The sequence below is a fragment of the Streptomyces sp. PKA51 genome (assembly GCF_057552455.1).
Genome location: NZ_BAAJPZ010000001.1, coordinates 243,742 through 257,251 on the forward strand (window position 1 = coordinate 243,742; position 13,510 = coordinate 257,251).

General features: G+C 72.0%; 8 protein-coding genes. 3 read left to right on the forward strand and 5 right to left on the reverse strand.

The window, feature by feature from the left end; all coding sequences use genetic code 11:
• Nucleotide 1: 1 nt before the first annotated feature.
• From AC27L3_RS00845 to AC27L3_RS00855, 3 genes are read right to left on the reverse strand one after another with little or no spacing between them, the layout of a single operon-like run.
• Nucleotides 2-1,201 carry a serine hydrolase domain-containing protein gene (locus AC27L3_RS00845; protein WP_487231995.1) on the reverse strand — a complete coding sequence of 400 codons (1,200 nt, stop codon included), beginning with the start codon at nucleotides 1,199-1,201 and terminating at the stop codon, nucleotides 2-4.
• The gene (locus AC27L3_RS00850) at nucleotides 1,194-5,729 is read right to left on the reverse strand and encodes a type I polyketide synthase (protein ID WP_487231996.1); all 4,536 of its coding nucleotides are present in this window, start codon (nucleotides 5,727-5,729) and stop codon (nucleotides 1,194-1,196) included. Before AC27L3_RS00850 ends, AC27L3_RS00845 begins: the two co-directional genes overlap by 8 nt.
• A gap of 34 nt (nucleotides 5,730-5,763) precedes the next feature.
• Entirely contained in the window at nucleotides 5,764-7,914 is a 2,151-nt protein-coding gene (locus AC27L3_RS00855) for a non-ribosomal peptide synthetase (RefSeq protein WP_487231997.1), read from the reverse strand.
• Between the two features lie 642 nt (nucleotides 7,915-8,556).
• Between AC27L3_RS00855 and AC27L3_RS00860 the strand changes: the two genes are divergently transcribed.
• The 3 genes from AC27L3_RS00860 (at nucleotide 8,557) to AC27L3_RS00870 (ending at nucleotide 10,207) form a co-directional block, all read left to right on the forward strand.
• Nucleotides 8,557-9,327 (forward strand): GNAT family N-acetyltransferase, encoded by a 771-nt coding sequence (locus AC27L3_RS00860; RefSeq protein ID WP_487231998.1) that lies wholly within the window; start codon nucleotides 8,557-8,559, stop codon nucleotides 9,325-9,327.
• 65 nt (nucleotides 9,328-9,392) lie between these two features.
• Nucleotides 9,393-9,617, forward strand: a complete 225-nt coding sequence (infA, locus tag AC27L3_RS00865; protein WP_365964606.1) for a translation initiation factor IF-1 — start codon at nucleotides 9,393-9,395, stop codon at nucleotides 9,615-9,617.
• Nucleotides 9,618-9,658: 41 nt separating this feature from the next.
• Complete coding sequence (locus AC27L3_RS00870) at nucleotides 9,659-10,207, forward strand: SMI1/KNR4 family protein (RefSeq protein WP_487231999.1); 549 nt, start codon at nucleotides 9,659-9,661, stop codon at nucleotides 10,205-10,207.
• 15 nt (nucleotides 10,208-10,222) lie between these two features.
• Here AC27L3_RS00870 and AC27L3_RS00875 read toward each other — a convergent pair whose 3' ends face one another.
• Nucleotides 10,223-11,815: a phosphodiester glycosidase family protein gene (locus AC27L3_RS00875; RefSeq protein ID WP_487232000.1), complete on the reverse strand. Its 1,593-nt coding sequence runs from the start codon at nucleotides 11,813-11,815 to the stop codon at nucleotides 10,223-10,225.
• A gap of 451 nt (nucleotides 11,816-12,266) precedes the next feature.
• Nucleotides 12,267-13,367 carry a PP2C family protein-serine/threonine phosphatase gene (locus tag AC27L3_RS00880; protein WP_487232001.1) on the reverse strand — a complete coding sequence of 367 codons (1,101 nt, stop codon included), beginning with the start codon at nucleotides 13,365-13,367 and terminating at the stop codon, nucleotides 12,267-12,269.
• Nucleotides 13,368-13,510 lie beyond the last annotated feature (143 nt).

A 13,510-nucleotide genomic window follows, 5' to 3' on the forward strand; every position in this document is an offset into this window, starting at 1 on the left:
CTCAGCGGGACTGGCGTGCCGACGCGACGGCGGTCCGGGCCAGCCGGCCCGCGCGCTCGTCCGTCGGCGTGTACTGGTCGAGCCGGTGGTTCAACTGCGTCGACGTGTAGGCGAAGGCCAGGTTGTCCTGCGGCACGGCGAAGACCAGCGCGCAGTCCTGCCCGTAATGGCCGAACGACTCCACGTCCAGGCCCGCTTGCGGAAGGTTGCGGTCGGGCAGCATGAAGCCTTGCGCGTAGGCGCGTTCCCGGGCGAAGACACGGTCGGTGCCGCGCCTTTGCAGCCGGGAGGCGCGCTGCAGGGTCTCGCGGTTCCACAGGCGTACCCCGTCCACGGGGCCGAGGGTCGCGGCGAAGATCCTGGCCAGCGGCCGGGCGGTGGAGACGGCGTTGCCGCCGGGAATCTCCGCGCTCAAGTACCGCAGGGTCTTTTCGGCGTTCAGCAGGTTCGGATTCATCTGGGACCTGCTGAGCAGGGAGGACTTGTCCCCCAGGAGGTGGAGGATTTCGGTGGCCGTGCCGCTGCCCGCCGGCCGCGCCTGCTGGAACGGTACGAAACGGCTGAAGTGCTCCGCATCGATACCGATGCGGACCTCGGCGCCGAGAGGCTCCCGGAACTCCTGCCGGAAGAGCTCGTCCACCGACTTGCCGGTCGCCCTCCGCAGGTATTCGCCCACGCCCCAGCCGAACGTCGAGTCGTGGTAGCCGTGATCGGTTCCGGGCTCCCAGTACGGGCGTTGCGCGGCGAGCGCCTCGACCGCCGGATACCAGTCGATCACGTCGTCGACCGAGAGCCGGCGATCGACGCCGATCAGCCCGGCCTGATGGCTGAGGAAGGTGGCCAGGGTGAGGGACTCCTTCCCGGCGGCGGCGAACTCCGGCCAGACGTCGGCCATCGGGCTGTCGATGTCGATGACGCCCCGCTCGTGCAGAGCGTGCGTGACGATCGACAGCAGGGCCTTGCTGACCGATCGCACGTTCTGCAGCCGGTCGGGCTGCTGACCTTGCGATCGCAGCCGGACCCGTTCCTCGCCGTCCACGTACACGCACAGCTCGGCGCCCGAGTCCTCACCTTCCCGGTGGATGCGGTCGAACTCCTCGACGAGCGGCAGGAATTCCTCCGACGCCACGCCGGTGATCCTCTCCGCGTACACGGAGTCGTGGTCTTCCTGCGGGCCCACCGTCATTTGCCTGTCAGTCATGAATCTCCGCCATCCGCTTCTCGATGTCGGCAGCAAGCTCGCCGAGGGTGGGCCGCTCGAAGCAGATCGAGGCCGGCAGCGGCACGGACAGGAGCTTTTGCAGCTTGTTCCTGATGGTGAGCGCGTTGAGGGAATCCATGCCGGCCTGCGTCAGATCGAGCCCGTCCATCTCCCCGACGTCGTAACCCAGGACGCGGGCCACCACGTCCTGGCAGCAGGCCATGACGTCGGCCGCGGTCATCGGCGCCGCAGCATCGAGACCGGCAGACGAGGCCGCCGACGCGTCGCCGGTCACTCCGCGGAGGATGGGATTCGACGCCAGATGGTGATCCGGGTCGAGATCGCTCCACCGCGTCGGCAGAACGGCGACCTGCCCCGAGGGCCAGCCCTCGACCGCGGCCCGCACCGCCGGCCGTCCTTCCGCCCGGGAGATCGTACCGATGCCTTGGTCCTCGAGGCCGCGCAGGAAGTCGTCGTTGCCGGCGAGAATGCCGACGTCCGACCAGGACCCCAGGTCCAGGGAGAGCCCGGGGAGCCCGACCGCCCGGCGATGGCCCGCGAGCGCGTCGAGGAACGTGTTGGCCGCGGCGTGGCCCGCCTGCCCGGGGTTGCCGAACAGGCCGCCGTACGAGGAGGTCATCACGAAGAGGTCGAGACCGGGCGCGTGCTCGCTCGCGCACTGGTGCAGATTCCAGGCGCCCTGCGCCTTCGGGCCCAGCACGCGGGCCATCCGGTTCCAGTCCGTCCGGTCGATGATCGCGTCGTCGATGATGCCCGCGGCATGGACGATGCCGCGCACGACGGACTCCCCGCCGGAGTAGGCGGTGAGCAGCCGGGCGACCTGCTGCCGCGAGGTGACGTCGACGGTCTCGGTGCGGATGTCCGCATCGAACGCCCGGCGCAACTCGTGCAGGTGTGCCGCACGCTCCGGGCCGGGGGCCCGCCGCCCGCACAGGACCAGCTTCCTGGCGCCCAGCTCCAGCAGCGCGTGCGCACACTCCGTGCCGACCCCCGACAACCCGCCGACGACGATGTACCAGCCGGCCGGGTCGATGCGGGTGCGCCCGCCCGCGGACGGCGGCCGGGCGGGCCGGAGCCGGGGCAGCAGCACGCGGTCGCCGCGCAGCGCCAGCTCGCTGTCACCGGCCGGCGCCGACGCGAGGGCCGCCGCCAGCCGGCCCACCGTGGCGGTCCACCGGTGCTTGGTGTCGGCGGCGTCCAGGTCGACCAGCACATGGCGCACGGTCGAGAACTCCGTTCTCGCGGTCCGGGCGATCCCGACGACCGCTCCCTGCGCCGGAATCACGTCGTCCGACGTCAGGACCCGATGCGCTCCGGAGGTGACCGTGCAGACGGTGACCGCGGGCGGATTCGCCGCGGACACCGCCTGGAAGGTCTGCAGTGCGGCCAGGCCGCCGGCGGCGAGCACGTCGTCGGACACCGACGCCGTGGCGAGCGGGAGGCCGGCGAGATCGGCGTGCCGCTTGCGCAGGGCCGGAACGGCGTTGACGACGGTAGCCGGCCGGAAATCGGCGATGGCCCGCGCAGCGGCCGCCACCGCGTCGCCGCGGTCCGTCAGCACATGGAGCAGCACCTCGGCGCCGAGACGCTCCAGCTCCCGCGCCACTTCCGTGCCGGAGGCCACCGAGGGCACCAGGAGCAGGCACCGCCGGTTCGCCACGAGCTCGTCGGCGGCCGGCTTCGAGGCGGCCGCAGGTGCGTCGACCCACGTGACCACGTAGTGGCCGGTGCCGCTGTCCTGGGGCTGATCCGTGAGGGCCCCCTCGACGGCTCCCATCGAGTCGCTGTCGATGCGGCCGGCCGGGGCGCCGCCGGCCGACCGGGCCGCCGGGACCCAGTGCCGGCTGCGCTGGAACGGGTAGGTGGGCAGGGTGACCGTACGGCCGCCCGGACAGACGGCCTCCCAGTCCACCTCCATACCGGCCGTGTACGCCCCGGCCAGGGCCAGCCGCGTGGACGCGACGTCGTCACGCTCCCAGCGCAGCGTCTCCAGGCACACCGGCTCGCTGCCCCCGCCGTCGCCCAGGGTCGTTTGGGCCAGGTTGGTCAGCGTGTTGGACAAGCCGATCTCCAGGAGGACGCCGGACTCGCCCGAGGCGGCCGCGCGGACCGCTTCGAGGAACCGGACCGGCTGCCTCAGCTGCCGCCGCCAGTACCCGGCCGTCGCCATCTCCTCGCCGATCAGGGACCCGGTCAGGGTCGAGACGATCGGGCGCACCGGCGGGCGCAGGCCGACGGATGCGACGACGGCTGTGTAGGCGTCCAGGATGGAGTCCATCTGCGCCGAGTGCGCGGCCCGGCCGATCCGCAGTTTCTTGAAGGTGATGCCGTGCTGCGCGGCCTCGGCGAGAACGCCGTCCAGCGCGTTTCCGTCACCGGAGATCACCACACGGGCGGGCGCGTTGACCGCCGCGATGCCGACCTGGTCGTTGCCCGCCAGCAGCTCCAGTACCTCCTGCTCGCCGGTGAAGACGGCCGCCATGGCGCCGGACTCGGGCAGGGTGTGCAGCAGCTTCGCGCGCTCGGAGACGAGGTGGAGCCCCGTCTCGAAGTCGAACACCCCGGCGCAGTGCGCCGCGGCGTACTCTCCCAGGCTGTGGCCGACGCAGACGTCCGGCGTGATGCCCCAGCTGCGCCACAGATGCGTCAGCGCCACCTGCAGGGTGTAGACGACCGGCTGGGCCAGCCGGATGTCGGTGACGGGCATGCCGCGGCGTGCGCCGTCCTGGTACAGGAAATCCGAGATGCGCTGCGCGGTGTGCTCAAGGAAGTGCGGGTCCGCGCGGTCGAGGAACTCCCGGAAGACGGGTTCGGACAGGAACAGGTCACGGCACGCCTCCAGGTACTCCCCTCCCTGGCCGGAGAAGAGCATGGTCAGGCGGGGCGGCGTGGCCGGTGCCCGGCCGGAGACGATGCCGATCTCGCCGTCGAAGCCGTCCGAGACGTCCTCCTGGCCGTCCGCCACGGCGTCGAGGAGCGTGGCGAGCGTCTTGCGGTCCGCACCGACGACGGCCGCCCGGTGGGCGAAGTGCCGGCGCCCGGTGCCGAGGGTGAACGCCGCGTCGGCGGCCGTCGGCGCCGTGTCGTCCAGCAGCGCCCTGCCGACCCGGGCCGCGAGGTCGCGCAGCGCGGACCCGGTGCGCCCGGAGACCGGCAGGACCTGGATGCCGCAGTCCTCCTCGTCGGCGGGCGAGTGAGGGCCGGCCGGCGCGTTCGGTGCCTCTTCCAGGATCACGTGGGCGTTCGTGCCGCCGAGCCCGAAGGCGCTGACTCCGGCGCGGCGCGGTCCGCCCTCGACCGTCCAGGGGGCGGTCTCGGACTGGACGAAGAACGGTGAGCCGGCGAAGTCGATCGCGGGGTTGGGCTCCTCGAAGTGCAGGGAGGCCGGCAGCGTCCGGTGCCACAGGGACAGCACGGTCTTGATGAGCCCGGAGATGCCGCCGGCCCAGCTCAGGTGCCCGATGTTCGTCTTGACCGAGCCCAGGGCGCAGGATTGGGGCCGCACGCCGCGGAAGGCCTCGGTCAGCGCCGCCACCTCGATGGGGTCGCCGGTCGGCGTCGCGGTGCCGTGGGCCTCCACGTAGGAGATCGAGGAGGGCTCGACGTCGGCGGCGGCGAGCGCCTGACGGATCACCGCGGCCTGGCCGGCCACGCTCGGGGTGCTGAAACCCGGCTTGCCCGAGCCGTCGTTGTTGACCGCGGTGCCCCGGATGACCGCGTACACGCGATCGTTGTCGGCCAGCGCCTGCTCCAACGGCTTGAGCAGCACCACGCCGACTCCGCTGCCGAAGACCGTTCCCGTGGCCCGCGCGTCGAAGGCCCGGCAGTGACCGTCGTGCGACAGCACCAGGCCGGGCTCCGGCCGGTAGCCGTCGATCTGCGGCACGGGCACGTGCGCGCCGCCGGCCAGCGCCATGTCGCATTCGCCCGCGAGCAGGGCCTGGCACGCCAGGTGCACCGCGTACAGGGACGTGGCGCAGGCGGCCTGGACGTTGACCGTGGGGCCGTTGAGGCCGAGCTTGTACGCCACCCGGCTGGTCAGGTAGTCGCGTTCCGCGGCCATGGCCAGCTGCAGGTCCTCGGTGGTGTCGAGGAAGTTCGGCAAGGATTTGCTCGACTGGCCGCTGAGATGGTGCATGAGGTAGAGGCTGGTTCCGCAGCCGCCGTACACACCGATGTCGTCGACACGCCTGCGGCCGGCGGCGCCACCGTCCTCCAGCGCTTCCCAGCACACTTCGAGGAACAACCGGTGCTGCGGGTCCAGGAGAGCGGCTTCGCGGGGGCTGTAGCCGAAGAATTCGGCGTCGAACCGGTCGATGTCGTCAAGGGTCGACCTGGCGCGCAGCCATCCGGTCGGGGCGGTGTCGTCGTCGACCGTGACCGACTCCACCTTGTCGACGAGATTCGACCAGAACTGTGCGGGGGAGTCCGCGCCCGGTAACCGGCATCCGATGCCGATGACGGCCACGCTCTGCGAGAGGTCGTGAGAATGCTCGTGCTGGCTCACTTGCCGAATCCTTACCTTCCGTGCGTTGCCCCGGCTATGTCGTCCGGCGGGCCAGCCGCCTGCGGTCCGCCGCGCTGGACCGGGCGGGCCGGCTCCCGCCCGGCCGGGCCAAGTCACCGGCGGACGACGGGGGCGTAACAGGGGTTTCGGGGGCCGCCGGCGGGCCGGTGCGCAGTCGCGCCGCCACGGTGGGGATCGTCGGGTACCGGTACATCTCGACCAGGTGCAGGTGGGCCTCGGGGAACGCCTGGCGAAGGCGGGTGAGGACCGAGCCGAGCAGGAGGGAGTTCCCTCCGAGATCGAAGAAGTTCGCCTCCGTGCCGGCCGGCACGTCCACGCCGAGGACCTCGCTCCACGTCTCGGCGACGATCTGCTCGTAACTCCCGGCCGGTGACCCGACCGGTGGCGCGGTCGGTGGCACGGCCGGGTTTTCGGCCGCCGCCCTCGCGCGCGCGGCCGGCGTGAGGTCCGAGAGCCGGCGTTCCAGCGCCTTGCGATCGACCTTGCCGGTGACGCCGATGGGCAAATCCGGCAGGAGCTTCACCCTGTGCGGTATCGCGTACGACGGCAGCACCTTGCCGATCCGCTCGAGGACACCGGCCTCGGAGACCTCGGACGCAGTGGACTTCGCCGCAGCGGTCAGCCCGGTCACCCTGCCGCTGTCGTCCCGCACCGGAAACACCACGGCTTCCTCGACACCGGGGACCGCACGGATCGCCGCTTCGATCTCGCCCAGTTCCACCCGGAATCCCCGGACCTTGACCTGGTTGTCGATGCGTCCCCGGTAGCGCACGGTCGAGTCGGCGTCGATGCTGACCACGTCACCGGTGCGGTACCAGCGCTGGCGGTCGCCGCCCTCGCCCAGCACCGGGAACTTGGCGGCCGTGAGCTCCTCGTCGTTGATGTATCCCCGGGCCAGTTGCGATCCGCCGATCAGCAGCTCACCGGGCGTGCCGGGCGGGCAGTCCGCTCCGCTGTCGTCGACGACGCGCAACTCCACACCGGACAGCGGCCGTCCGATGGGCACCTGCTCGGTGTCCTCGTCGGAGCACTCGTGCAGCGTCGTGTAGACGGTGGTCTCGGTGGGCCCGTATCCGTTGAAGACGTGGGGCACCGGCCTGAGCCGGGCGACCAGCTCGGGCTGCACGATCTCGCCCCCCATCACCAGGACGTGGAGTGTGCGGATCGCGGCAGCGAGAACGGGGTCCCGCAGCATCAGCTGGACGAGGGACGGAGTGGACTGGAAGTGGGTGACGCGCCCACTGGCCAGTACACCGGTCAGGAATTCCGCACCTTCCTCGGAGCGCCCGGACAGGGAATCCACATCGGCGACCACCAGGGGAATGCCGCGGGTCAGCGGCCAGAAGAGATCGACGATCGACATGTCGAAGCAGAAGTTCGCCGCGGCCAGCCAGCACTGGGCCGACCGGTCCGGCAGTTGCGGCAGCACACTGTCCAGAGCCCGGAACAGATGGGTCACACTGCCGTGTTCCACGGCAACGCCCTTCGGATTTCCCGTGGATCCGGAGGTGTAAATGATGTAGGCGAGATCGGAACCGCCCGGTTCGCCCACCGCGGGGTCCGCCGGCTGCGCCGGCTCGTACGACGACCATGCGGAGGCGTCCACGATCTCGTACGGCAATGAGGAGAACCTTTTCGCGGTGACCGCGTCGACGATGACGCAGTCCGCTCCGGAGCCCTCGATGATCGAGTGAATGCGGCTTTCCGGGAAGTGGGGGTCGATCGGTACGTAGGGCGATCCGGTGCCCATCACCCCGAGCATCGCCGCCAGCCGGGAAACGGTGGGCGACATGCATAAACCGATGGGACGCCCGGGACGGCAGCCCCGGGCGCGCAGCATCCGGGCCATGGCCCCGGTTCGGTGCCACAGCTCCGCGTACGAAAGGGATTCGGCGGCGTCCGACGCCGCCGGCGCGTCCGGCGATCTCCTCGCGAGTTCATGAAGCCGGCCGACGATCGAAGATTTTTCGACGTCCTCGTGGCCTGTCGATTGCACAGTACATTCTCCGGCGACTGTGAGTTCCCCGTTTCGCCACGACCGTTCTCCGGAGGCGGTGGTTGCGGCGCTTTCGGTCCAGCGGTCGAAGAGCGTACCGACTTGCTTGCACCGAGGGCCATAAGCGGCCGTGGAGCTGACGCAAAATCGACACGTGGAACGCGTCATTCCGACGGAAGGCGTGACGGACGTCGCCCCTGCATGGCCGGTGCACCTACCCCGCCCACCCGAGCGGGAACGGCATCCGTCGCGCGCGGTTCACCGGGCATACGCCCTGGCCGGCCGGAGGATTGCAGCGGGCTCCGGTCGGTCGGGGCCAAGGATGATGATCACTGGCCGGGAAGGACAGGGGCAACGCCCCCGTCGGAAGGTGTCGACGGTGGCGAGGCGGATGATAGTGGCCAAATCCATGGGCCCGGCGGCGGAGCGGGACATGGTCCTGTCCGCATTTCGTGCACGAAGCCCGTGCATGTGTCCATGTCTGTTACACCGACTGTTTTCGTACACGAAAGGCGAACCGGGGAGAACCGATACCAAGGGGACCCCGCCCGGTACGCCCGGCCCGCCCGGTCCGTCCGGCGGCCCTGCCGACGAGCGGTCTCGGCACGGTCGGCCGGTGCCGGCCCGCAAACCGGTTGGGCACGGTGGCCATCGGCTGCTACGGTCATGGCAGCCGTGAAGAGAACGAAGGAGGTGAGAGACCCATGAAGGCTGTATCCGTATGGGTGCTCCCCCTTTCCGTCACGGTGGGTGGCTGACGAAGGTGTCGCCGGGAGCGCCTGGACAAGGCACTCCTGAGAGGCAACACCTATGAACTCTTTGCATCCCACCGTCACGCGCGTTGCGGACACCCAGTGGCAGGCCGTCGAGGACGACCGCGTGGTCGGCTGCGGCGACACCGCGCAACGACCCGACGGTCGGCTCTTCGCCAGCATCGACGCCTGGCACGGCACGGTCTTCGACCGCATCGCCCATGCCATGCTCGCGGATCTGCCCGCACCGCTGTACACCGTGGTCGACGAGGACGACCACGGGACGGCGTCCGCCTGGGAACGGGTCGGCTTCACCTTCGCACGCCGCGAGTGGGGCTATCGCGTCCCCACCGACCCGCACGTCACCGGGCTCGGCCCGGTGCAGCCCCCGCAGGGCGTGACGATCGTGCCCGCCGGCGAGGCGGAGGAAGGCCCGCTGCGCGCCCTGGACCGCGTCGTCCGCGACGAGGTCGAGGCCGCCGCCGGATGGCGCACGATGCCCGCCGAGGTGCTGCCCCGCCCGGCGGGGACCACCGTGATCGACGCCTCGAAGTACGCGGTGGCGCGGCACGCCGGCCGGTACGTGGGAATGATCCGGGTGGCAGCGCTGCTCCGGCAGCCGCGGATCGGGCTGATCGCCGTCCGCGCCGACCACCACCGCCGCGGCATCGGCCGGTCGCTGCTGGCCCACACCCTGGGTTCGCTGCACCGTGCCGGGAAGGCTTCGGCGTGGGCCGAGGTGGACGAGTCCAACACCGCGGCCACCGCACTGTTCGAGGGCATCGGCGCCCGGCGCGCGGGAAGCACCGTGGAACTCGTCCGCCGCTGACGCCGCACACCCTGGTCACAGAACCGAAGAACGTCACAACGAAAGAACCAACGGAAGCGAGAGACATGACGAAAACATCAGGCGGCATCGATGTGGAGGGCACCGTCGTCGAGTGCCTGCGCAATGCCACCTTCAGGGTGGAGCTCGAGAACGGCCACACGGTGCTCGCCCACATCAGCGGGAAGATCCGCAAGAACTACATCAAGATCCTCCCCTTCGACCGGGTGCTCGTGGAGCTGAGCCCCTACGACCTCACCCGCGGCCGGATCCGCTACCGCTACCGTTCATGACCGCGAGCCCGGATTCCCCTGCGTCCTGGGACGGTGCCGCAGTGCGGGACCGTGTCGCCGGCATGGCGCGCGAGGACGCCGGGTTGCGGCGCTTCGGCGCCGCGACCCACCGGTACCGGCTGCGGCCTGCGCTGGGGGAGGCGGACGTCCGGGCGTTCGAGCGCCGGCACGGCGTCGAACTGCCCGGCTCCTACCGTCGTTTCCTCCTGCACGTCGCCGACGGAGGAGCCGGCCCCCACCACGGAGTCCTCGGACTGACGGAGGACGTCGACGAGGACGAGGCACTCCACGACGTCCGGGAGGAGGACCTGCGGCCCGGCACCCTGGCCACGCCCTTCCCCCACACCCGCGCCCACCCCGGGCCGGGAAGGGGCGGCGACGCCCCGTACGCGGTGCACGGGACGCTCGTCATCGGCGAGATCGGCTGCGGGTCCTTCTCCCGGCTCGTCGTCACCGGCGCGCAGGCGGGCCGGGTGTGGTGCGACGACCCCGTGTGGGGCGGGCTCGCACCCGGCCCGGACTTCCGCACCTGGTACGAGGCGTGGCTCGACGGCCCGAAGGGCGCCCGGCCGGTGCCGGGCGCCCGGTGACCGTCGGCCGGAGGCTCAGTGGACGATCAGGGCGGTGGCCATCTGGCGGGGGCCCGTCGCATCGGACGGACGGTTGACCACCGCGTCGCCCACGACCATCGTCGTCGAGCCGCCACCGTCGAGGTTGATGGCGTCGACCGCCCCCAGCGAGCGCGCCACCAGCGCCGACTCGCGGAAGGACAGGCCCTCGCTGTAGCCGGGACGGCGGCCGTCGACGGTGATCAGGAGCAGCGAGCCGTCCTCGGTGATGCCCGCGATCGTGCGCGGATGCCGGTGGGTGGAGAAGTAGTCGAAGAAGCCCGGGTCGTCGGGGTGGTCGAAGCCCTCGGCCTCCGAGGGGATCTCCACGCGTCCGTCGCGCAGCAGTTGCGGGCCGCCCGAGACGATGTCGGCCGGACCGTCGCCGAGGGCGCGCAGGGAGCGGTGCGAGGCGGCGTCGTTCACGTCCTTGGTGACCGTCAGGACACTGCCCGGCCGGGCGTGGTCGCGCAGCCAGTCGGCGCCGTCACCGGTACCGGCGAGCAGCGTCGTGCCGGCCGGAACCGCTCCGCCGCGGTGGTCGCGCACCTCGAGCACGGTGCCGTCCTTCGCGAGGACCGCCGCCGCTCCGGCGCCCTCGTGGGTGGGGCCGTGGAAGAAGCCCGTGTACTGGATGATCTCGGAGTCGTCCGTGCACTGCACGTCGTGCAGCGGCCGTTCGGTGGGCAGATCGCCGCCCACACCACCGCAGTTGCGGATCTTTCCGGGCTGCCGGTTGACCCCGTCGACCTCGCGGTCGGCACCGTCGTCGGAGCGCACCCGCAGATCGGTCGTGAACTGGCGGACCGACGGGCGGCGTTCGGGATCCACGGGCAGCACCAGGGCGCTGCGGCCGTTGACGGCCTCGCTGACCAGCTCGCCGTTGATGACGGACAGCCCGGCCATGTCGCCGAACGTGCCGTCCTCCTCGTCCGAGCCGTAGCCCCCGTTGATGCCGGCGATGCCGCCGGTGCGCCTGACCATCTCGGCGACGGTCTCGGCGCCCGGCACCCGGTCCAGCGACTGCCGGGCCCGGACGCGGTCGCGGTGCGCGGCGTCGACCTTGATGACGTCGACGACCCAGGGGCCCGAGCCGCTGCGGCCCCGGCCGTCCTCACCGGTGAAGTACGTACGGGACGGGCTGAACCCCGCCGTGCGCAGCTTCTGCACCAACTGGGCGGCGGCCGCCTTGTCGGTGAGGCTGCCGACCCGCACGCGCCAGCCCCACGGAGAGGAGGAGGGCAGGTCCTGGGGGCGGTCGTCGACGCGGGTGACGGTGGGCGGGAAGCCGGCCTTCGCCAGGCGGTCGGCCAGGGCGCGGGCGGCGCCCTCGTCCCGCAGCAGGTCGACCTCGACCGTCCAGCGGTCGTTCGCGTCCGCGCGCCCGCGCTCGATGTGGGTCCAGGTCACCCCGGGCGCGAGCTCGCTGGTGCGGCGGGTCTCGGGAAGGTTGTAGGCGCCCAGCGGCAGGCCGCTCGCGGCGCGCGGTGCCGCGGCCTGGGCCCGTCCGGCCGCGGCGGGAGCGACGAGCACCAGCGCGGCGAGGCCGGCTGCGAGCGCGGCCCCGGGCGTGCGTCTGATCTTCACCACGTTCTCTCTCCTGCCCTGTCGATGGCATGACACGTACGCGCCTCGTCGCATCGCAGTCTCCGCGGGCGGTGTGACGCCCGCGCGAACGCTCAGGTCGGAACGGCGTACGGGGAGGCAAACAGGGATGCTGTGCGTGCAGAGGGGTGGGGGGACTGCGGTGAACCAGGGAACACCGTAGTCCTCGGGGACCACCGCGTCAGCAACTGCCGCAGCGGGTCACGGGTGCAGTCGCCGGCGCGCGCCCGGTGCCGCAACCCCGGGCGTCCCGGGCCTCCCGAGAGCCCCGGGCGCCGCAGGCACCTCCGGGAACGCGAGAGGGGCGTGGGCCGGCGTCAGCCGCGCAGGTACGGCCCGGCGCCCCTGACCGCCGCGGCGCAGAGGCAACCGGCCACGCACCCGGTCGTGTTGGACGGCCGGTCGTCGATGCCGGCCGTGCGGCCCGAGGAGGGGCTCACCGGTCCCGGGTGAGCGCGAGCAGGGCCATGTCGTCGGTGATGCTGCCCCCGGTGTGCCGGGTGACATCGGCCAGCAGCACGTCGAGCAGCTCCTCCGGCCCCCGGAAGCGACGGCCGGCCAGAGCGGTGAGGGGGTCGTAGAAGGCGCCCGTACGGTCCTTGGCCTCCGTCAGGCCGTCCGTGTACAGCAGCAGGGTCGCGCCCACGGGGAAGGCCACGGCGTCGGCCGGCTCCCCGTCGGGCCCCAGCCCCGCCAGGCACAGGGGCAGCGCCGGATCGGACGGCTCCGCGCAGCGCACCTCGCCGTCCGGCCGCAGCAGCAGCGGCGCCGGGTGGCCGCGGTTGACCAGGAGCACCTCGTCGCCCGCGTACGGGATCTGGGCCAGCACCGCGGTGACGAACCCTTCCGTCTGCTCCAGTCCCGCGCGCTGCGCGGCCTCGCGCACCAGCACCCGTTCGAGCCGGGCCGCGACGCCCGTGAGCGCAGGCTCGTCCTCCGCGGCCTCGCGGAACACGCCGAGGGCCACGTCGACGGCCTTGACCGCCTGCATGCCCTTGCCCCGCACGTCCCCGACCAGGCAGCGCACGCCGTACGGGGTCTCCTGCACCCCGTACAGGTCGCCCCCGATCTGCGCCTCCCGCACGGCCGACTGGTAGCGCGCGGCGATGCGCACCGGGCCCAGGCGCGCCGGCGGATGCGGCAGGACGGCGCGCTGCACCGCGAGGGCGACCTCGCGCGCGGACTGCAGCCGGACGTCCCGGTAGTGCATGAGCCGGCTGACGACGACGGCGAGGGCCGAGACCGTGGCGACCGTCGCCAGCTCGCTGCGGCCGCCGGATTCGTCGAGGAAGCCGAAGTGCGCGAGCACCAGCGCGTCCGTGAGGCAGGCGCCGATGCCCGCCAGGATCGTGGCGCGCAGCGACAGCAGCGCCGCGGCCGTCATCGGCGCGGCCGTGTAGACCGCCTCCAGGCTGAAGCGCGGCGGGGTGTTGACGTCGATGAGGGCGCCGCCGACCAGCATCACGACCGGAACCAGCGGGAGGTGGCGCAGGAACCAGCGCATCACGGCGGTGCGCCCCGCGCTCGGTGCCCTCACGTACCCGCTCCCGGTGTGTTGGTGCCGTACGCCCCGCACGGCCAGCATCCGCCGCACGGATCACGGCTGCCAGCGGTGGGACGGCATCCGGGTGAACGGGCCGGTCGCCCGGTCGGCTCCTGCCGAGCAGGCGATCACCCTGG

Bases quoted from the DNA above. Each gene is read 5' to 3' on its own strand.
- infA (WP_365964606.1), top strand. From the start codon at position 9,393: ATGACGAAAACATCAGGCGGCATCGATGTGGAGGGCACCGTCGTCGAG.
- AC27L3_RS00855 (WP_487231997.1), bottom strand. From the start codon at position 7,914: ATGACGCGTTCCACGTGTCGATTTTGCGTCAGCTCCACGGCCGCTTAT.
- AC27L3_RS00860 (WP_487231998.1), top strand. From the start codon at position 8,557: ATGAACTCTTTGCATCCCACCGTCACGCGCGTTGCGGACACCCAGTGG.
- AC27L3_RS00845 (WP_487231995.1), bottom strand. From the start codon at position 1,201: ATGACTGACAGGCAAATGACGGTGGGCCCGCAGGAAGACCACGACTCC.